General features: G+C 63.3%; 15 protein-coding genes. 1 reads left to right on the forward strand and 14 read right to left on the reverse strand.

Annotation, left to right across the window (positions count from 1 at the left end):
- Position 1: 1 nt before the first annotated feature.
- The 5 genes from ACIGJG_RS17215 to ACIGJG_RS17235 all read right to left on the reverse strand — a co-directional run bounded on the left by ACIGJG_RS17215 (position 2) and on the right by ACIGJG_RS17235 (position 6178).
- Positions 2-808 (reverse strand): ParA family protein, encoded by an 807-nt coding sequence (locus tag ACIGJG_RS17215; RefSeq protein ID WP_011299482.1) that lies wholly within the window; start codon positions 806-808, stop codon positions 2-4.
- 83 nt (positions 809-891) lie between these two features.
- On the reverse strand, positions 892-1578 hold the full coding sequence (rsmG, locus tag ACIGJG_RS17220; RefSeq protein ID WP_483672570.1) for a 16S rRNA (guanine(527)-N(7))-methyltransferase RsmG: 687 nt from the start codon (positions 1576-1578) through the stop codon (positions 892-894).
- Positions 1579-1599: 21 nt separating this feature from the next.
- On the reverse strand, positions 1600-3540 hold the full coding sequence (mnmG, locus tag ACIGJG_RS17225) for a tRNA uridine-5-carboxymethylaminomethyl(34) synthesis enzyme MnmG (protein ID WP_011299484.1): 1941 nt from the start codon (positions 3538-3540) through the stop codon (positions 1600-1602).
- Between the two features lie 769 nt (positions 3541-4309).
- Positions 4310-5179, reverse strand: a complete 870-nt coding sequence (locus ACIGJG_RS17230; RefSeq protein WP_483672571.1) for an N-formylglutamate amidohydrolase — start codon at positions 5177-5179, stop codon at positions 4310-4312.
- 3 nt (positions 5180-5182) lie between these two features.
- The gene (locus ACIGJG_RS17235) at positions 5183-6178 is read right to left on the reverse strand and encodes a tripartite tricarboxylate transporter substrate binding protein BugE (protein ID WP_483672572.1); all 996 of its coding nucleotides are present in this window, start codon (positions 6176-6178) and stop codon (positions 5183-5185) included.
- Positions 6179-6298: 120 nt separating this feature from the next.
- Here ACIGJG_RS17235 and ACIGJG_RS17240 point away from each other — a divergent pair, with 120 nt between their 5' ends.
- Positions 6299-7210 carry a LysR substrate-binding domain-containing protein gene (locus ACIGJG_RS17240; RefSeq protein ID WP_140950004.1) on the forward strand — a complete coding sequence of 304 codons (912 nt, stop codon included), beginning with the start codon at positions 6299-6301 and terminating at the stop codon, positions 7208-7210.
- Positions 7211-7463: 253 nt separating this feature from the next.
- Here the strand turns inward: ACIGJG_RS17240 and ACIGJG_RS17245 are convergent, their stop codons facing one another.
- From ACIGJG_RS17245 to ACIGJG_RS17285, 9 genes are all read right to left on the reverse strand, one after another.
- Complete coding sequence (locus ACIGJG_RS17245; protein ID WP_011299488.1) at positions 7464-8207, reverse strand: ABC transporter ATP-binding protein; 744 nt, start codon at positions 8205-8207, stop codon at positions 7464-7466.
- 9 nt (positions 8208-8216) lie between these two features.
- Positions 8217-10058, reverse strand: a complete 1842-nt coding sequence (locus ACIGJG_RS17250) for a branched-chain amino acid ABC transporter ATP-binding protein/permease (protein ID WP_011299489.1) — start codon at positions 10056-10058, stop codon at positions 8217-8219.
- Positions 10059-10061: 3 nt separating this feature from the next.
- Positions 10062-11114 (reverse strand): branched-chain amino acid ABC transporter permease, encoded by a 1053-nt coding sequence (locus tag ACIGJG_RS17255; RefSeq protein WP_011299490.1) that lies wholly within the window; start codon positions 11112-11114, stop codon positions 10062-10064.
- Between the two features lie 250 nt (positions 11115-11364).
- Positions 11365-12516: an ABC transporter substrate-binding protein gene (locus ACIGJG_RS17260; protein WP_011299491.1), complete on the reverse strand. Its 1152-nt coding sequence runs from the start codon at positions 12514-12516 to the stop codon at positions 11365-11367.
- 272 nt (positions 12517-12788) lie between these two features.
- Entirely contained in the window at positions 12789-13547 is a 759-nt protein-coding gene (locus ACIGJG_RS17265) for a sulfite exporter TauE/SafE family protein (protein WP_041679745.1), read from the reverse strand.
- 57 nt (positions 13548-13604) lie between these two features.
- Positions 13605-14111, reverse strand: coding sequence for a hypothetical protein (locus ACIGJG_RS17270; protein WP_483672573.1), 507 nt, complete (start codon positions 14109-14111; stop codon positions 13605-13607).
- 310 nt (positions 14112-14421) lie between these two features.
- A complete protein-coding gene (locus ACIGJG_RS17275) occupies positions 14422-15450 on the reverse strand; it encodes a branched-chain amino acid ABC transporter permease (RefSeq protein WP_011299494.1) in 1029 nt (342 codons plus the stop codon).
- Positions 15450-16334 (reverse strand): branched-chain amino acid ABC transporter permease, encoded by an 885-nt coding sequence (locus ACIGJG_RS17280; protein ID WP_041679747.1) that lies wholly within the window; start codon positions 16332-16334, stop codon positions 15450-15452. Before ACIGJG_RS17280 ends, ACIGJG_RS17275 begins: the two co-directional genes overlap by 1 nt.
- A gap of 103 nt (positions 16335-16437) precedes the next feature.
- Positions 16438-17646, reverse strand: coding sequence for an ABC transporter substrate-binding protein (locus tag ACIGJG_RS17285; RefSeq protein WP_011299496.1), 1209 nt, complete (start codon positions 17644-17646; stop codon positions 16438-16440).
- Positions 17647-17675 lie beyond the last annotated feature (29 nt).

A 17675-nucleotide genomic window follows, 5' to 3' on the forward strand; every position in this document is an offset into this window, starting at 1 on the left:
GTCACTGTCCTTGCAACGCGGTGGCAGCTTCCGGCGCCGACAGCTGCCTGACACGGGCGATCATCTCGGCGCCGAAGTCGAGATAAGCCTTGGCGCCCTTCGACGACGGATCGAAGGCAACGCCCGGCATGCCATAGGAAGGCGCCTCAGCGAGGCGCACATTGCGCGGGATCAGGGTCTTGAAGACCTTGTCGCCGAAATGCGATTCGAGCTGGGCCGACACCTGCTGCTGCAGCGTGACGCGCGGATCGAACATGACGCGCAGCAGGCCGATCACCTTCAGTTCACGGTTCAGGTTCGCGTGAACCTGCTTGATCGTGTTGACAAGGTCGGACAGCCCTTCGAGTGCGAAGTACTCGCACTGCATCGGCACGATCACGCCATGCGCGGCGCACAGCCCGTTCAGCGTCAGCAGCGACAGCGACGGCGGGCAATCGATCAGCACGAAGTCATACTGGTCGTCGACCTCGGCGATCGCGTGCTTGAGCTTGCGTTCGCGCTGGTCCAGTTCCACGAGTTCGACTTCCGCGCCGGCGAGTTCGCGATTCGCGGGCAGCACGTCGTACTTGCCAGTCTCGGAGCGCTGGCGCGCCTGCTCGACCGAGGCGAGTCCCACCAGCACCTGGTACACGCTGTGTTCGAGCGACTGCTTGTCGATGCCCGACCCCATCGAGGCATTGCCCTGCGGATCCAGGTCGACCAGCAGCACACGCTGGCCTTGCGCAGCCAGGCCTGCGGCGAGGTTCACCGTCGTGGTGGTCTTGCCCACCCCGCCCTTCTGGTTCGCGATCACGAATACCTTGGCCATATGCTTCTGAGGCTCCCGATTGAATTCCTTATCCGGACATGGCCCGCTGGCCCGCCCGGTTCGCGGCGCACGCGCCGCTACCATCATTTACGCGACAACAGCACCAGGTGGCGCTCGGCATCGAGCCCCGGGACAGTGAGGCGCCGCACTTCCTCGACCTGCCACGCCGCCATCAGCCCCGCCGCTTCCATGCGATCCAGTTCAGCCTGCGGGTACACGCCCTTCATCGCGATGAGCCTGCCGTGCGGTGCCAGCAGATGACCGGACAGGTTGACGAAGTCCGTCAGTTCCGCAAACGCACGTGACGTAATCACCGCAAATTTATCTGCATCTTCCAGCCTCTCGACCGGGCCCCAATGGGCGGCCGCATTCGACAAGCCCAGCTGCGCCCGGCACTGCGTCAGGAACGCGGTCTTCTTCTGGACGATGTCGACCATCAGCACCGACACGTCGGGGCACGAAATCGCCAGCGGAAGGCCGGGCATGCCGCCGCCCGAGCCTACATCGAGCACCCTGCCCCGCGCAGCACCGCCAACCTCCGACGAGCGCGCCATCTCCGCCAGCGCCGGCACGGCGGCCAGCGAATCGAGCAGATGGTGCGTCAGCATTTCATCGGGATGACGGATCGCAGTCAGGTTATAGACGCCGTTCCACTTGCGCAGCAGCGCCAGGTACGCGAACAGGGTGTCGATCCGATCCGGCGGCAAGGCCAGGCCGATCTCGGCCAGGCCCGCCTCGAGGCGACGACGCTGTGCCGCGTCGTCGATCATGGTGTGTCGTTGGCCGCCCACTCAGGCAGCCTCTTGCGAGTTGCCGGAACGGGTGCGCCCCAGCCCCTTCTTCTTCAGGTGAACCAGCAGCAGCGAGATCGCCGCCGGCGTCACGCCGGAAATACGCGAGGCCTGGCCAAGCGTCTCCGGCCGATGCTGGTTCAGCTTCTGGCTGACCTCGAAGCCCAGCCCGCGCACTTCGGTGTAGTCGAGCCCTTCCGGCAGTCGCGTCGATTCGTTGGCTTCTAGCTTGTCCACCTCGGCAGCCTGACGGGCGATGTAGCCGTGATATTTCACGCCGATCTCGATCTGCTCGCGGATCTGGTCCATCAGCAGCGGGTCCCCGTCCAGCGGAACTTCCGGCGCATGACGTCCGCCCTGCAGCGCCATCAGATCGTTGTAGACGACTTCCGGGCGACGCAGCAGATCAGCCAGGCTGTACTCGCGCTCGATCGGCTTGCCCAGCAGCGGCACGGCATCTTCAGCCGGCAGGATGGTCGGATTGACCCACGTGCTCTTCAGCCGCTCTGTTTCACGTGAAACAGCGTCGCGCTTGCGGTTGAAAGCATCCCAGCGCACGTCATCCACCACACCAAGCTCGCGGCCGACCTCGGTCAGGCGCATGTCGGCGTTGTCTTCACGCAGGCTCAGGCGGAATTCAGCACGGCTCGTGAACATGCGGTACGGCTCGGTCACGCCGCGCGTGATGAGATCGTCGACCAGCACACCAAGGTAAGCCTGGTCGCGGCGCGGCGTCCAGGCATCGCGCTCGCGCACGTAGCAGCCAGCATTGATGCCAGCCAGCAGGCCCTGTGCCGCCGCTTCTTCATAGCCGGTCGTGCCGTTGATCTGGCCGGCAAAGAACAGCCCGCTGATCGCCTTGCTTTCCAGCGAAGCCTTCAGCGCGCGCGGGTCGAAGTAGTCGTACTCGATTGCGTAGCCCGGGCGCAGGATGTGCGCGTTCTCCAGCCCGCGGATCGAGTGCACAAGTTCAAGTTGGACGTCGAAAGGCAGACTCGTCGAGATGCCGTTCGGGTAGAACTCGTTGGTGGTCAGCCCCTCCGGTTCCAGGAAGATCTGATGGCTGTCCTTGCTGGCAAAGCGATGGATCTTGTCCTCGATGCTCGGGCAGTAGCGTGGCCCTACCCCTTCAATCACGCCGGTGTACATCGGCGAACGATCGAGGCCGCCCCGGATGATGTCGTGGGTACGGCTATTGGTATGGCTGATCCAGCAAGGCAGCTGTTGCGGGTGCTGCTCCGGACGGCCCAGGAACGAGAACACCGGCACCGGATCGAGGTCGCCAGGTTGTTCTTCCATCACCGAAAAGTCGATGGTACGGCCGTCGATGCGCGGCGGCGTGCCGGTCTTCAGGCGGCCCTGAGGTAGCTTCAATTCCTTCAGGCGAGCCGACAGTGACACCGACGCCGGGTCGCCTGCGCGACCTCCGGTGTAGTTGTCCAGGCCGACGTGGATCTTGCCGTCCAGGAAGGTGCCTGCAGTGAGTACCACCGCTCGGGCGCGAAAAGCGATCCCGACCTGCGTGACGGCGCCGACAACGCGATCCCCTTCCACCAGCAGATCGTCCACGGCTTGCTGGAACAGCATCAGGTTCGGCTGGTTTTCCAACCGGGTACGGATAGCCTTGCGGTATAGCACGCGGTCAGCCTGGGCACGCGTCGCTCGCACGGCCGGCCCCTTGCTGGAGTTCAGGATACGGAACTGGATGCCCGCCTCGTCCGTGGCGGCAGCCATGGCGCCGCCCATCGCGTCCACCTCCTTGACCAGATGCCCCTTGCCAATGCCGCCGATCGACGGATTGCAGCTCATCTGCCCGAGGGTCTCGATGTTATGGGTCAGCAGCAGGGTCTGGCAGCCCATCCGGGCAGCGGCGAGGGCGGCTTCCGTGCCGGCGTGACCACCGCCGACGACAATGACATCGAATTCTTTCGGGTAAAGCATGGGACACCTCCTCCGGGAGGCTGACGGGAAAAAGCTGAATGTCGAATTATAGCGGCAATCGACTGGGGGATTTTTGGGGGTGGCGTTGTTTCACGTGGAACGTGGAGGGAGGGTTACTTCGTGGATGGGGATGTGTGTTTCACGTGAAACACATGGGGCGTCGTTTGGTGGGCGCGTTATTCTTGGCATGCGCCGCTGTTTCGCCGGCGTAGTCGGCGAGGCACTTTTTGTCCAAGCGACAATAAGTACCCAAAAAACGCGTCGCTAGCCGCTGGCATCAATTCCACGGCAGCAGTGGTTCACGCGGCTTTGGACGCCTGTCACGGTGGTCAGTGGTTCGAACCTGCTACGCCATGTGAGACTTGAGCTCTGCGCGCAGCGCAGCCGAAGGCGAAGGCGAAGGCGAAGGCGAAGGCGATCATGCGATACCGGTAGCAGCCGGGGCCACAGACGCTTGCAGGGCTCGTTCAATCAGCGCTGTAATTCTGATCACGGTGGTGCCCCACGCGGCAGGCAGCGTGAAGGACTCTGAAGCCCATACCCGTACAACACCCCTGGCACACTACGATAAAAATTCGCCCCTTTGGGGCAAGCCTGACGCGCTTTTGCCTACTTTTGTCGCTCGGACAAAAGTAGGTCGCCGGCTACGCCGGCGAAACAGGGGCGCATGCCAAGCACACAACCCCCATTACCAACAAAAACCAAAAGGGCCGGTGCCCAAACAAAAGCGACCGACCCACTGTTTCACGTGAAACAAACACCCAAACCTTCAAACACCCCGCCTCACATACTCCGCAATCCTCAGCGTCAGCAAAGTCAAATCCCTCTGCAACGTAGCAAAACCCTCATTCCTCTCCCGCGTCCCCTCCTCCATATAGAGCGGCCGCCTGATCTCAATCTGCAAGCTGTTACGCCGCTCAGCCGGCCGGCCGATCTGAGCGATCAGTTGCACGCCCTTGTAGGGATCGTTCCGTGCCACGGTGTAACCCTTCTCGCGCAACTCCCTCTCCACCAGATCAACTAGACCAGGCTCGCACGTCGTACCGTCCCGATCTCCCAGTACGAAGTCCGCCAGCGGACGCGGGCTCTGGATTTTTAGCCGCTCGTAAGCATTGTTCGGCATGGAGTGCAGGTTCAGATGCCAGACCGCCCCGAAGCGCTGGTAAGCGCCCTCCACTGCCTCGGTCAGCGCGGCATGGTACGGCCGGTAGTAACGGTTGATACGCCTGTGCACTTCCGCCACCGTCAGCTTCCGGTCGTAGATCGGCGTCGCCGCGTCGATGTTGCTCCAGATCAGCCCGTAGCCGAGGCGAGTCTTCTCCCCCGGCGCCAGTGGGGTGGGCCACGGCCCTTCCAGCTGTGCCGGATCGATATCGTCCAGCGTGCGGTTCGGATCGATGTAGACCCGCGGGAAAGTCGCCGCCAGCAGTGTGCCGCCGACGCGCGGCACGGCCTCCCACAGTGCATCGACGTGGGTGTCCTCGCCACCACGCAGGCGCTCCGGTGCCACGACCGCGCCAAAGTCGGCCGGGTAAAAGGTGCCGCTATGCGGCGAATCGCACACCAGCGGCAGGGCCTCCCCTTCCGGCAGCGCCAGCGTGAACGGCGCGATCTGATTCGTATCCATGGCTTGGTTCATGCGTCAGTCCAGCTTGATGTTGGCCGCCTTGGCTACGCGTGCGTACCGCGCCATGGCCTGCTGGATCTGCACCTTGAACTGGTCCGGCGTGGTCGGCACCAGCGTGCCGCCCGCCTCTTCCACCTTGCGCTTGAACTCGGGGTTCTGCATGGCCTTGTGGATGGCCTGATTCAGGCGCATGACAACGGCCGACGGCGTACCCGCCGGTGCGACGATGCCGAACCAGCCGCCCTCGCCCATGTCCTTGAAGCCCAGTTCCGCATAAGTGGGTACGCCCGGAAGCTGCGGCGAGCGGGCAGCGCCCAGCACCGCCAGCGCACGCAGACGGCCCGATTTCACGTGAGGAAGCGTCGATGACAGGTTGTCGGTGATCGCATTCACCTGACCTGCCACGGCGTCGTTGAGCGCCAGGCCCGCGCCCTTGTAAGGCACGTGCAGCAGGTCGATGTGGGCCAGCATCATGAAGTTCTCGATATTTACGTGGCCCAGCGAACCGGCACCCGGCGACGCGAAGGTGTACTTGCCCGGATTGGCCTTGGCCAGTGCGATGAACTCCTGCATGGTTTTGGCCGGTACGCTGGGGTGCACGGCGAAGACGCTGGGAATGGCCACCACATTGGTTACCGGCGCAAAGTCCTTGATCGGGTCGTACTTGAGCTTCGGATAGACCGCCGGGTTGGATCCATGCGTGCTGACCGTGGCCATGCCGATGGTGTAGCCATCGGGGTCCGACTTGGCTACCTGCTCCATGCCCACCGAGCCCCCTGCCCCGCCCTTGTTCTCGACGACGATCGGCTGGCCCAGTTCGCGCCCGGCGAACTCGGCCACGAGGCGTGCCGAGAGATCGGTCGAGCCGCCTGCCGCGAACGGCACGACAAGGCGGATGGGACGGTTGGGATAGGCAGCCTGCGCGAATGCGCTGCCTGTAACGGCCAGCGCTGTGGCAGCCGCGACGCCAGACAGCATCAGTTGGCGACGCGACATTCGGGCTCGGGTCATGGGGCTTTCTCCTGTTATTGGGTTGTAAATTGCCGCCCGAGTGTCAGCCGTTTACCGGTCCGGGGCAAACGACTATATTGCACTTTTGCATTACCAAAGGTCATCCTCGACCTCCGGCCCATGCGATTGCATTCCCCTTCAATGTCCGAGCTGCACGCCTTCGTCGCCGCCGCGCGCTTGGGCAGTTTCACCCGCGCGGCCGACACCCTATGCGTGACACAGGGGGCTATCAGCCGGGCCATTGCCCGGCTCGAGGAACACTTTGGCCAGCCGCTGATTCAGCGCAATGCGCACCGGTTGACACTGACGGGTGCCGGACAGCAGTTGCTGGACGCTGTCGCGGGCCCGCTTGCCGCGATCGAGAATGCGAGTGCGGCATTGCGTGCCGGTGACCGTAGCCACCATCTGACGCTTTCTGCCGTGCCAACGCTTGCCAGTGTCTGGCTGGTGCCCCGCCTGCCCGACTTCCACCGTCGACACCCCGATATCCGCCTCGATTTCGTGCCCTACCGCCGCGACGAGGATTTCTCCGGTGCTGCGCCCGATGCTGCTTTACTGGCCGGCGAGCCGGGCAAATGGCCTGGCCTCCAGGTGGACTATGTAGTGGGCCGCGAGATGGTGCCGGTCTGCCATCCCGACCGCGCACGCCAACGGCATGCAGCCGGACGCTGGCGCGAACCCGCCGAGCTGATGGATGAACCCCTGCTCTATCACACCACCGCCCCTGCAAACTGGGCCAACTGGCTGCAGGCGGCAGGCGTACCCAACGCTGCGCCGAAGCTGTCATCAGGCTTCGACCAGGTGTCGATCCTGGTTCAGGCCGTGCGCGCCGACATGGGTATTGCGGTGCTGCAGCGCTGTCTGTTGCACGACGAACTAGCCGCCGGGCGGGTCGTAGCGCCGTTCGATCTTCCGATTCGGCTGCAACGCGGCTATTTCCTGTGTTCACCAAGGGAGCGGCGCGATCATCCCGCCCTGCGTTGCTTCCGCGAATGGCTGCTGGAAACTGCCGCGCAGGATTCTAGGACATAAGCGACCCAGACTATTCGTCAGAAAGATGATCGCCTGACACTTAACACAGCTAATATCGATAAATCGAATCAACCTGTTGATCGCACGGATGAATCATTCACCTGAAGAATTTTATTCAGCTAAATCAATCCACCTAAATCCATGCCGAGATATATAGCTTCGCCACTTGGTACTGGACTCGCCTTGATATTTACTGAACGAATGAAAAGGCCCGCCGAAGCGGGCCTCGCATTCATCAAATAACTACCCCGGTTCAAGCCGCCTTCTTTGCCAGCCCCAGATAGGTTTCAATCACCTTCGGATTGCTGGCGAGCTCCGCCGCCGGCCCTTCCATCGCCATATCGCCGGTCTCGATCACATAGCCGTAGTCCGCCACCTGTAGCGCTGCACGCGCGTTCTGCTCGATCAGCAACGTCGCCACGCCGGTCTGGCGCAGGTTGCTGATGATGTGGAAGATCTCTTTCACAATCAGCGGCGCCAGCCCGAGGCTCGGTTCATCGAGCATCAGCAGTTGCGGCTTGGCCATTAGCGCTCGCCCAACGGCAAGCATCTGCCGTTCGCCGCCAGATAGCGTGCCGGCGTCCTGCCGCGCCCGTTCACGCAGGCGCGGGAACAAGTCGTAGACCACGTCCATCTGGTCCAGAAAGTTCTTCTCACCGGCGCGCTTGCGCCGGAAGGCGCCGAGCAGCAGGTTGTCTTCCACCGTCATCGACGCGAACAGCTCTCGCTTCTCCGGCACCAGGCACATGCCGCGCGCCACCCGGCCCTCCACCGGAATGCCGGCCATGTCATGGCCGAGATAACTGACGGTGCCATTCGCCGAGCCATTGACCGGCAGCGCACCCATGATTGCGTTGAGCATCGTCGATTTTCCGGCGCCGTTGGGGCCGATCACGGTAACGATCTTGCCGGCTTCCACTTTGAGGCTCGCGCCGTGCACGGCTTCCACCTTGCCATAGCGGACGTGAAGGTCCTTCACTTCGAGAATCAAGCTCATGTCGCGTCCTTACTCCACACCGCCAAGATAGGCCTCAAGCACAGCCGGGTTCTTCTGTACGTCTTCGGGCACGCCTTCGGCGATGCGCGTGCCGAACTCCATCACCACGAGGCGATCGGTGAGGTTCATCACGAAGTCCATGTCATGCTCGACCAGCAGCACGCTCATCCCTTCGGACTTCAGCTTGCGCAGCAGTTCGGCCAGCGCCTGCTTCTCCTTGTAGCGCAGGCCGGCAGCCGGCTCATCAAGCAGCAGCAGCGCCGGATCGCAGCACAGTGCGCGCGCGATTTCCAGGATGCGTTGCTGACCCAGCGCCAGGCTGCCGGCTTCCATGTACATGCAGTCGGCCAGCCCCACGCGTTCGAGCTGGCGCCGCGCTTCGAACAGCAGCTTCTCTTCCTCGACGCGATTCATGCGCAGCATCGCGGCCGACACGCCACCCTGCGCGCGAAAGTCTCCGCGCAGGTGCGCGCCGATCGCCACGTTCTCGAGCACCGTCATGGACGGCAGCAGATGCACGTGCTGGAAAGTACGGCCTACGCCGCGCTTGACGATCTCGCGCGAGGGCAGACCCGATATCACTTCGCCGCGATATCGCACTTCGCCACGCGTGACCGGCAGCACGCCCGTGACGAGATTGAACGTCGTCGACTTGCCCGCACCGTTCGGACCGATCAGGCCAATGATCTCGCCGGCGCGCACCTGAAAGCTCACGTCGTTGACGGCGACAAGTCCACCGAACTGCTTCCGCGCAGCGCGTACGTCAAGGATCAGTTCGCCGGCCTCAGGCTTCTGCCGCACCGGAAGCGCGTCGGCCACATCCGGCGCGCGCACGGGCGGGCCCGATGGCAACACCCTGCGCAAGAACGGCCACAGACCATCGCGCGCATACTGCAGCAGCAGCACGAGCAGCACGCCGAATACGATGATCTCGAAATTGCCATTGGCACCGAGCAGCTTCGGCAGCAGTCCCTGCAGCGTGTCCTTGAGGATCGTGAGAAGGCCCGCGCCCAGCACCGCGCCCCACACATGACCCACGCCACCGACCACCGCCATGAACAGGTATTCGATACCGTAGTTCAGGCCGAACGGCGTCGGGTTCACCGCGCGCTGCAAGTGCGCGTAGAGAAAGCCTGAGATGCAGGCGAGCACTGCGGCGACGACGAACACTACGACCTTCATCCACGCGGTGTTCACGCCCATCGCTTCAGCCATCACGCCGCCGCCCTTCAACGCGCGCATCGCGCGCCCCGGGCGTGAATTCAGCAGGTTCTGCACGGCCAGCACCGCGAGCAGCACCACGGCCCAGATCAGGTAGAACATCGACCGGCCCGACTGCAGTTCAATGCCGAACAGCGACAGCACAGGAATGCCATTGAGGCCGTCGTACTTGCCGAGGAACTCGAGGTTGCCAAACAGGAAGAACAGCGACAGTCCCCACGCAATCGTGGCAAGCGGCAGGTAGTGGCCGGACATGCGCATCGTGATCAGGCCAATCACATACGCACATGCCATGGTGATCACCAGGCCCACCAGCAATCCGAACCACGGCGACAGCCCGAACTGCGTGGTCAGGTACGCAGTGCTGTACGCACCGAGTCCCACGAACGCGGCCTGCCCGAACGACGTCATGCCGCCCACGCCTGTCAGCAGCACGAGCCCGATCGCCACGATGCTGTACAGCCCGATGTAATTGCCCAGCGTGATCCAGAACTCCGGCGTCGGCAGTACCGGCATCAGCGCGAGCACCACGATGAACAGCAGCGTGAGCACGCGGTTGCGCTGCAGGCCGGCGCGGTTGCCGGCGCGTTCGCCACCCACAGCCGCTTGCTTGTCGGTCAGCATCGTCATGGCTTATTCCTCCTCCTCGACGTGCTTGCTCGTCAGCGAGCGCCACAGCAGCACCGGAATGATCAGCGTAAAGACAATGACCTCCTTGAACGCGCTGGCCCAGAAGGACGAATACGATTCAAGCAGCCCCACCAGCAGCGCACCCAGTGCGGCGATCGGGTAGCTCACCAGCCCGCCGACGATCGCGCCGACGAAGCCTTTCAGGCCCACGAGGAACCCCGATTCGTAGTACACGGTCGTGAGCGGTGCAATCAAGATGCCGCACAGCGCGCCCATCGCCGCGGCCAGCGTGAACGACAGCCGCCCTGCCTGCGTCGTGCCGATGCCGACCAGGCGCGCGCCAAGGCGGTTCACCGCCGTCGCGCGCAATGCCTTGCCCTGCAGCGTGCGATCGAAATAGAAGTACAGCGCGCCGATCAGCAATGCCGACACGCCCACGATCCACAGGCTCTGGCCCGAGATGGTGAGGCTGCCTACTTCGAAGCGCGCGTCGGAAAATGCCTCGGTACGCGAACCCTCCGCGCCGAACATCACGAGTCCCAGGCCTACCAGCGCGAAGTGCACGCCGACCGAGACGATCAGCAGCACCAGCGTGCTCGCTTCGGCGAGCGGCTGATACGCAAGACGGTACAGCATCGGCCCAAGCGGAATGATGACCAGCAGCGTCATCGCGATCTGCGCGAGCATCGGCAACGGTTGCGCGCCGTATTGCTGCACCAGCAGGTGCACCACCAGCGGAAACACGAGGTACTTGCCGGCCAGCACAGCGAGCCTTCGCCCGAGCGTTCGGCGCAGTTCCGCGCTTCGCAGCACGGTCACGGTTTCATACAGGAAAGTCAGCACGCCCATGGCCAGCAGCAGCCACGTGGTCTGAGGCACATGTCCGGCCTGCATGGCGGCCAGCGTGAGCGCGCCATAGGCGACGAACTCGCCTTGCGGAATGAAGATGACGCGGGTCACCGAGAACACCAGCACCAGTGCGAGCGCGAGCAGCGCGTAGATCGCACCTGAAGTGATGCCGTCCTGCGCCAGGATGGCGGCAATCGAAAGGTCCATTGTCTTCCCGTGTTGTCGAATGATTCTGCCTGCAAGCCAAGGGGCGGACAGGACGCTATCTGCGCTGGGATCGTCGCAGAGGCGTGCGCACAGATATGCGCTGGGATTACGAAATGGTAAACGGGTTATCCATTGCAGAAATACAGGGCAACCCTAGTTGTCGCATCGGCGAATGCAGCGCGCAAAAAAGAAAGCGCATGGGGTTCACCATGCGCCTTCCTTTGCTACGCGTCCAGCAACTGCCAGCGGCTTACTTGGTCAGCAGCTTCCACTTGCCGTCGACGATCTGCACCATCACGCGCGAGCGCTGATCGAAGCCGAGGTGGTCGGTCGGGCTCATGTTCATGATGCCGTGCGAGACCGGAAGGTTCTTGATCTGCTCCATCGCGTCACGCAGTGCCTTGCGGAATTCCTTCGTGCCGGGCTGGCCCTTCTTAAGCGCTTCCGGAATGGCATGCTGCAGGATCAGGCCCGCATCCCACGCATGGCCGCCGAACGTCGACACCTGGCCGCCGAACGCTTTCTCGTAAGCGGTCTTGTAGGTCATGGCCGGCTTCTTGACCGGATTGCTGTCGGGAAGCTGGTCAGCCACGAGCAGCGGGCCCGCCGGCAGCAGCGTGCCTTCGCAGTCCTTGCCGCACACGCGCAGGAAGTCGGGATTGGCAATGCCGTGGGTCTGGTAGATCCTACCCTTGTAGCCGCGCTCCTTGAGCGCCTTTTCCGGTAGCGCCGCGGGCGTACCCGAGCCTGCGATCAGCACCGCGTCGGCATTGCTGCCCATCATCTTGAGGACCTGGCCGGTCACCGAGGTATCGGTGCGCGCAAAGCGCTCGTTGGCGACGACCTTGATCTTGCGCATCTCCGCCACCTTGGCGAATTCCTGCGCCCAGCTGTCGCCGTAGGCATCCGCGAAGCCGATGAACGCCACCGTCTTCACGTTGTTGTTGGTCATGTGCTCGGCAATGGCCGTGGCCATGTGCGAGTCGTTCTGCGGTGTCTTGAAGACCCAGGCGCGCTTGGCATCCATGGGTTCGATAATGCGGGCCGACGCGGCCATGGTGATCATCGGCGTCTCGTTCTCGGCCACGATATCGACCATGGCCAGCGAGTTCGGCGTGACGGTGGAACCGACCACGACATCGACCTTGTCTTCGCTGATCAGCTTGCGCGTGTTCTTGACGGCCGTGGTGGTGTCCGACGCGTCATCGAGGATGATGTACTCGACCTTCTTGCCCGCGATCTCCTTGGGCATCAGCGAGAAGGTGTTCTTCTCCGGAATGCCCAGCGATGCCGCCGGACCCGTGGCCGACACCGTGACCCCGACCTTGACCTGTGCGCTGGCAGTGCCGGCAACTAGGGCAGCCGCAGCGATGGCCAGCAGGCTGGCGCGCTTGAAGTTCATCTTGTCTCCTTCGTTCCTGCAAACGGAAAGGCATCCGTACGGCCCCGCCGCCGGATGCCTCTTTTGTCGACCCCTCGGGTCAGCGCAGGCACATCGCTGGCACCTGCGTATTTCAAGGGAGGAACAAGGTCCATCCCGTCTTTCCCGTCCGCACCACTCCCCCGGAAATGTCGCGGTCATTTCCCGACCGTGCGGTCGGGAATGCGAATCGAGTCTAACACAGCGATCCTGCACTTCCAGGCAGGATTAACCCGCATCGCGGGCATCACAAATCAACGCAAAAAGGCGTCCCACGCCGTCTTCAGGATCAGCGCGCTGACCACAACGATAAAGACCTTGCGCACGAAGCCGCTGCCGTGGCGCAGCGCAAGCCGGCTGCCCACCTGGCTGCCGGCGACATTGGCGACAGCCATGACCAGACCGAGCTGCCACCAGATATGGCCCTTGCTGGCCAGCAGCAGCAGCGCGGCGAGATTGGTCGCCAGGTTCACCACCTTGGTTGAGGCGGACGCATGCAGGAAGTCATAGCCGAACACGCGTACAAACACGATCATCAGGAAGCTGCCCGTGCCCGGCCCGAACACGCCGTCATAGAAGCCGATGGCGGCGCCCGCCAGCAGCGCCGCAACACGTTCGCGCGTGCCGGTCAGCGAAGGGGCGTGCTCGGTGCCCAGATCCTTCTTGGCCACCGTGTAGGCGAGCAGCGCCACCAGCACGAACGGCAATGCTTTGCGCAGCGGCTCGGCCGGCATCATCGTAAGCGCCCATGCGCCTGCCATCGAGAACACAAAGGCCGCGACCACGGCGGGCGCTGTCGCGGCCCAGTAGATGCGCACATTGCGCCCGTAGCGGATTGCGGCGTTGGCCGTTCCGGCGACTGACGCCACCTTGTTAGTGCCGAGCAGCGTGGCGGGCGACATGCCGGGAAAAGCAGAAAACAGCGCGGGGATCTGGACCAAACCGCCGCCGCCAGCCACCGCGTCGATCAGGCCGGCGAGAAAGGCGGCAACCGCCAGGAATGCAAACTCCATCATTGCAGGAAACGAAGAAGGTAAGGAGGAAGGAAGGAGCAAGCAGCGACCGGACGATTAGCCCAGCGCCTTAGGGGCCGGGGACAGGCCGCGGTGCCAGAGCCCGCTGGCATGCCGGACAAAGCCGGACGGCCCGGAAGGGGTATTGGCAGCCAGCGCAGGCGCCAGCAGGATGTGACGTATACCGTGCGCGCGGCACCACTCGGCCAGCGTGGCAAGGCACGCCTCCAGGCAGCCCGATTGCGTACCCACTGCAGCAACGTCGAGCCACCATTCGGTCGCGCAGGCCGTCAGTCCGCCGAACGCCAGGCTCGGATGCAGGGCCACTGGCAGGCAAGCGGCGAATCCGCCACCCTCGGCATCGGCCAACAGGCATGCCCCCTGCCCGGACTGCGCCAACAATCCTTCCAGCACCAGCCGTCGTGCGCGCGCCACGGGTACGGGCAACGGAGCTGCCGCCTGCAGCCAGGCATCCAGTGCGGATGCGTCGGCACTCGTGCCAAGGCGTACCTGGTACTGCGGGGAAGATTGGGACTGAGGGGAAGAAGCGGGATCGGACGGCATGGCAGGCTTGAAAGGCAGCCCGCATTGTCTCATGTGACCCGGAGCCCGGTTATGCCGTTGCGGCATCGGTGCCCAGATCGGTGCGCGTGAGGAAAAGGTCACTCGGGAATGAAAAAAGCGTTGCCGAGGATCACCCGGCAACGCCCTTTATTTTATAACGCTGCTACCCGACACCGGGTGCGCGCCTGTCGTCTCCTCGCTTCCGCCTCCATTTAACCTGCGAAAACCGTGTGTGAAATGTAACGAACCGGTGCAAATGGGACAAGCTAGAAGAAACCCTAGCCCCAATTCCGGGCATGTCGACCGGTGATCACTCCTGCTTGCGGCCGAAGAGCGCGATCAGCTCGCCCATGATGCCGCGGCGGAAGGTCAGCACGCAGATCACGAAGATCGCGCCGATCACCATGGTCACGGACTCGCCCAGCGAGTTGAACCACTGGAAGCCAGTGGCCGAAGCCAGGAACGCACCGATATCGCCGAGCTTGTTCTCCAGCGCCACCACCACGAAGGCGCCGACAATCGGGCCCGACAATGTGCCGAGGCCGCCGACCAGCGTCATCAGGATCACGGAACCCGACATCGACCAGTGCACGTCGGTCAGCGTCTCGAAGCCGAGCACCAGCGCCTTGATCGAACCGGCCAGGCCGGACAGCGCGGCAGACAGCACGAAGGCGGTCAGCTTGAAGCGGTCCACATCGTAGCCGAGCGAAATCGCGCGCGGCTCGTTCTCCTTGATCGCCTTGAGAATCTGGCCGAACGGCGAATGCACGGTGCGCACAATGAGCGCGAACGCCGCCACGATGATCACCAGCGCCACGTAGTACAGCGTCAGGTCGTCCGACAGCGACAGCACGCCGAACAGCTTGCCGCGCGGGATGCCCTGCAGGCCGTCCTCACCGCCCGTGAACGGCGCCTGCAGGCAGATGAAGAACAGCATCTGCGCCAGCGCCAGCGTGATCATCGAGAAGTAGATGCCCTGGCGGCGGATGGCCAGCGAGCCGACCACGTAGCCAATCGCCGCGCCGCCGGCAGTACCCAAGATCAGGCCGATCTCGGGCGTCACGCCCCAGACCTTCATCGCTTCGCCCGAGATATAGCCCGCGCCGCCGAAGAACGCCGCGTGCCCGAACGACAGCAGCCCGGTATAGCCGATCAGCAGGTTGAACGCGCACGCGAACAGCGCAAAGCACAACACCTTGAGCACGAACACCGGATAGGCGCCGGCCATCGGCGCTGCCACCAGCGCGAGCAGCAGCAGTCCGTACAACAGTTTCTTTTGCACGCCCGTGCCCTCTTTTGCCTGTCCGGACTTGATCGTCACAGTGGATTCTGCACGCATCACTTCTCCCTCCCGAACAGTCCGGCCGGACGCAGCAGCAGCACGATCACCATGATGAAGAACACGACGGTCGACGATGCTTCAGGATAGAACACCTTGGTCAGCCCTTCGATCACGCCGAGGCCCAGGCCGGTCAGGATCGAACCCATGATCGACCCCATGCCGCCGATCACTACCACCGCGAACACGATGATGATCAGGTTCTGCCCCATCAGCGGCGAAATCTGGATCACCGGCGCCGCGAGCACCCCCGCAAACGCCGCCAGCGCCACGCCGAAGCCGTAGGTCAGCGTCACCATCAGCGGCACGTTGACGCCGAAGGCTTCCACCATCTTCGGGTTCTCGGTACCGGCGCGCAGGTAGGCGCCGAGCTTGGTCTTCTCGATCACGTACCATGTGGCAAAGCACACCACCAGCGACGCCACCACGACCCACGCGCGATAGTTCGGCAGGATCATGAAGCCAAGGTCGGTCGCGCCCTGCAGCGCATCCGGCGTCTGGTACGGCAGGCCCGATACGCCGTAGATCGAGCGGAAGATCCCTTCGATCACCAGCGTGATGCCGAGCGTGAGCAGCAGGCCGTAGATATGGTCGAGCTTGTAGATCCAGCGCAGCATGGTCTTTTCGATGACCACGCCTATCACCGCCACAGCGAGCGGTGCCAGGATCAGCATGACCCAGTAGTTGAGCCCCGCGTACTCCATGCCCATCCAGGCCAGCACGGCCCCGAGCATGAACAGCGCGCCGTGCGCGAAATTGATGACGTTGAGCAGGCCGAAGATCACCGCCAGGCCCAGGCTCAGCATCGCATAGAAGGCGCCATTGACGAGGCCCAGCAGCAGCTGGGACAGCATGGCGGGAAGAGGAATTCCGAAGATGTCCATAGGCATCCGTTGCTGGTGGTATCTCCCCTCTCCCGCTAGCGGAAGAAGCGGGAAAGGGGAGCAAACCGGCGGGCTCGCGGATTGCCCGAGCCTGCCTGCTTCGTTACTTCTTCATCATCGAGCACTTCGACTCGGCGACCGTCGTAAAGGCCTGGTCACCCGGGATCGTCGCCACGATCTTCAGGTAGTCCCACGGCTTCTTCGACTCGGCCGGCGACTTCACCTGCATCAGGTACATGTCGTGGATGCCGCGGCCATCCTGGCGGATATAGCCCTTGGTGTAGAAGTCGTTGATTTTTGTCTTCTTCAGCTCGGCCATGACCTTGTCCGGATCATCCGTCTTGGCGGCGGCCACGGCCTTCAGGTAGGTGCTGACGGCGGAATAGTCGGCGGCCTGCAGGCTGCTCGGCATCTTCTTCATCTTGCTGAAGTACCGGTTCGCGAACTTGCGCGTGTCGTCGTTCATGTCCCAGTACCAGCTGTCGGTCATCAGCAGGCCTTCGGTGTTCTTCAGGCCCAGGCTGTGGATGTCGTTGATGAACATCAGCAGGCCGGCGATCTTCATCGTCTTGGTGATGCCGAATTCCTTGGCCGCCTTGATCGAATTGATGGTGTCGCCACCGGCATTGGCCAGCCCAAGGATCTGCGCCTTGGACGCCTGCGCCTGCAGCAGGAACGACGAGAAGTCAGACGCCGACAGCGGGTGGCGCACCGACCCCAGCACCGTGCCGCCGTTGGCCTTCACCACCGCCGCGGTATCGCTTTCGAGCGAGTGGCCGAACGCATAGTCGGCGGTCAGGAAGAACCACGACTTGCCACCCTGCTTCACGACCGCACTGCCGGTGCCCTTGGCAAGCGCCACGGTGTCATACGCGTAGTGCACCGTGTACGGCGAGCACTCTTCGTTGGTCAGGCGGGCCGTACCCGCGCCGTTGTTGATGTAGACGCGCTTCTTCTCCGCGGCCACCTTGTTCATGGCCAGCGCGGTACCGGAGTTGGTACCGCCGATCAGCACGTCCAGGCCCTGTTGGTCCATCCATTCGCGCGCCTTCGACGCGGCGATGTCGGCCTTGTTCTGGTGGTCGGCCGTGACCAGTTCGATTGGCTTGCCGAGCACTTTGCCGCCCGCATCCTCGATGGCCATCTTGATGGCCTCGACGCCGCCTTGCCCGTCGATATCGGCGTACAGGCCCGACAGGTCGGTGATGAAGCCGATCTTGACGGTGTCGCCCGATACCTGCGCGGCGGCGTTGAACGAAACAGCACCCATGACGATGGCCGCCATCGCGGCCGCGAGCCGAGTCTTCTTCATTGCGTTGTCTCCTGTGTTGTAGCGCCAGC

The sequence above is a fragment of the Cupriavidus sp. C1SS-2L genome (assembly GCF_057073735.1).

Coding starts and splice junctions, on each gene's coding strand:
- ACIGJG_RS17215 (WP_011299482.1), bottom strand. CDS start 808: ATGGCCAAGGTATTCGTGATCGCGAACCAGAAGGGCGGGGTGGGCAAG.
- rsmG (WP_483672570.1), bottom strand. CDS start 1,578: ATGATCGACGACGCGGCACAGCGTCGTCGCCTCGAGGCGGGCCTGGCC.
- mnmG (WP_011299484.1), bottom strand. CDS start 3,540: ATGCTTTACCCGAAAGAATTCGATGTCATTGTCGTCGGCGGTGGTCAC.
- ACIGJG_RS17230 (WP_483672571.1), bottom strand. CDS start 5,179: ATGAACCAAGCCATGGATACGAATCAGATCGCGCCGTTCACGCTGGCG.
- ACIGJG_RS17235 (WP_483672572.1), bottom strand. CDS start 6,178: ATGACCCGAGCCCGAATGTCGCGTCGCCAACTGATGCTGTCTGGCGTC.
- ACIGJG_RS17240 (WP_140950004.1), top strand. CDS start 6,299: ATGCGATTGCATTCCCCTTCAATGTCCGAGCTGCACGCCTTCGTCGCC.
- ACIGJG_RS17245 (WP_011299488.1), bottom strand. CDS start 8,207: ATGAGCTTGATTCTCGAAGTGAAGGACCTTCACGTCCGCTATGGCAAG.
- ACIGJG_RS17250 (WP_011299489.1), bottom strand. CDS start 10,058: ATGACGATGCTGACCGACAAGCAAGCGGCTGTGGGTGGCGAACGCGCC.
- ACIGJG_RS17255 (WP_011299490.1), bottom strand. CDS start 11,114: ATGGACCTTTCGATTGCCGCCATCCTGGCGCAGGACGGCATCACTTCA.
- ACIGJG_RS17260 (WP_011299491.1), bottom strand. CDS start 12,516: ATGAACTTCAAGCGCGCCAGCCTGCTGGCCATCGCTGCGGCTGCCCTA.
- ACIGJG_RS17265 (WP_041679745.1), bottom strand. CDS start 13,547: ATGGAGTTTGCATTCCTGGCGGTTGCCGCCTTTCTCGCCGGCCTGATC.
- ACIGJG_RS17270 (WP_483672573.1), bottom strand. CDS start 14,111: ATGCCGTCCGATCCCGCTTCTTCCCCTCAGTCCCAATCTTCCCCGCAG.
- ACIGJG_RS17275 (WP_011299494.1), bottom strand. CDS start 15,450: ATGCGTGCAGAATCCACTGTGACGATCAAGTCCGGACAGGCAAAAGAG.
- ACIGJG_RS17280 (WP_041679747.1), bottom strand. CDS start 16,334: ATGGACATCTTCGGAATTCCTCTTCCCGCCATGCTGTCCCAGCTGCTG.
- ACIGJG_RS17285 (WP_011299496.1), bottom strand. CDS start 17,646: ATGAAGAAGACTCGGCTCGCGGCCGCGATGGCGGCCATCGTCATGGGT.